Origin of the sequence: uncultured Roseobacter sp. (assembly GCF_947495275.1) — a bacterium.
In the GTDB taxonomy this organism is placed as follows: domain Bacteria; phylum Pseudomonadota; class Alphaproteobacteria; order Rhodobacterales; family Rhodobacteraceae; genus Roseobacter.
The window spans coordinates 1-1660 of sequence record NZ_CANLYL010000045.1; the positions used below are offsets into that span (position 1 = coordinate 1).

Here is a 1660-nt window from a genome sequence, read left to right on the forward strand (position 1 = left end):
GGCGCATTGCGACGCCGGTGGAGCAGGAGCCATCCACCCCATCCGCAATGCGGGCTGCGACCGCAGAATTGGACACCATGTTCGAAGGCGGCTTTGGGCCGCCAATTGTCGAGGCCTACCATCTAGCGAGCGTATGGAACGGGCAGCGACTTCGCGGATCCGTGCACTAGGCGCGACACAATGTACTTTGGGTCTGCTGAAAGAACAGTATTGTGGTTGAGATAAAGAAGAGGCTGGTGCAGAGCGGCATGGAAGCAAAACTGCGTACAATCTGGCTCAGGTCTTTCTTTGGATTTTCTCCCGAAGAAGATGGGTATATCGGTTGGTCGAAGGACGCCAATAGGAAGCATGTGCTGTCCAAGGCTTCCTCAAGCGATCTCATGACGATCTTCTCGCCAGGGCTCTTCGTTGTCTTTCTCATCGTCCACTCCTTGGTGGCTACGATGAGCAACAAACCCTCTCTTAGCAAATGACCCTATTTGGTCCCATAAGCGCTGGATTCAGACATTGGAGTTTCGGCCATTATCGCTACATGCTTTCATTCGTTAGCAACCCCGTGAAGGGTTCAACGACTGAACAGGTGCTGCCCGTTGCTGAAGTTTCAGTGAAAATAGTCATTCATTCAAGTTGCAGCATCGGTCAAAATGGGCTCGAAGCTGCCCAATGCCCGTGCAGCAGGGCCCTTGGTGATGACCGAACGGAACCGGCCATCTATAGATCGGGCCAAACCCTTGATTTTGCGTTGTTTCGACCAATGCACGGTCGTTCGCAATTCAGGAGCCGAGCTTCGCGCTAAAGGCGGCGAAATCGTGGTCTGTGTCCATGGCTGCCATTACAATTTCTCACCGTACGCACCCGCAGCGTGTAAATCGCTTCAACCGCACCATTTTCAACGCCGCTGTGAGGCGTGACAAGAAGCCGTTCACGCATGCCGCAGCAAGATTCACTGCACGGGTTCAAAGATTTGCAGGAACCCGGGTTCTTGCCATGGTTACTTCTGGTTGTTGTTTTGCGCGTAATCCATATCGTTCAATACCGCGTCCGAGCCTCAAACGAAGAGAAAATCACTTTCGGTGATATCAACGAGGTTGGTGTTCAGAAGTTTGATTGTATCTCCAGGTGCCATGGCTATATCAACGTCATTGCCGGATTGCGTGATAGTCAAATCAGCAAAGGTCTGCCCCGCTATCTGGATCAGGTCGATACTGTCTTCAAAATCCGTGATGGTATCCGCGCCGTCATTTTCTACAAATTCAAAGCGATCAGCGCCTTCGAGCCCGGTGAGCACGTCGTCGTCAGTGCCTCCATTTACAATGTCGTTCCCTCGACTACCAACCAGAGTGTCTGCTCCATCATCCCCATAGAGTCTATTTCCATTTGATGCTTCAGATAGGGAGACGAACGTACCACCTTGCGAAAGCCCAATTGTGTCTGCTCTCCCATCTCCATTTATGTCGCCTAATTCGCGTTGTGCAGAGCCAGAGCCCCAACCGGCAGTACTTGCGAACTCAGATCCGGCTTCGAACGAGCCACGGAAAGTACCATCCGAACGACCAAGCGCAACGTACATATGATTGGTACTGAAGCCCACGATGTCGGCCCGACCATCACCGTTAACGTCCGCAAGCTCACGTTGCATGGTACCGCTGCCCCAGCCGTA

Annotated in this window: 2 protein-coding genes; one reads left to right on the plus strand and one right to left on the minus strand. The window is 52.6% G+C overall.

Going from position 1 to position 1660, the window contains the following annotated elements; all coding sequences use genetic code 11:
- Nucleotides 1-248 precede the first annotated feature (248 nt).
- The gene (locus tag Q0802_RS24590; protein WP_298922648.1) at nt 249-473 is read left to right on the plus strand and encodes a hypothetical protein; all 225 of its coding nucleotides are present in this window, start codon (nt 249-251) and stop codon (nt 471-473) included.
- A 575-nt stretch (nt 474-1048) separates the two neighbouring features.
- Here the strand turns inward: Q0802_RS24590 and Q0802_RS24595 are convergent.
- On the minus strand, nt 1049-1660 hold a 612-nt coding region (locus Q0802_RS24595; protein ID WP_298922649.1), incomplete at its 5' end, for an FG-GAP-like repeat-containing protein.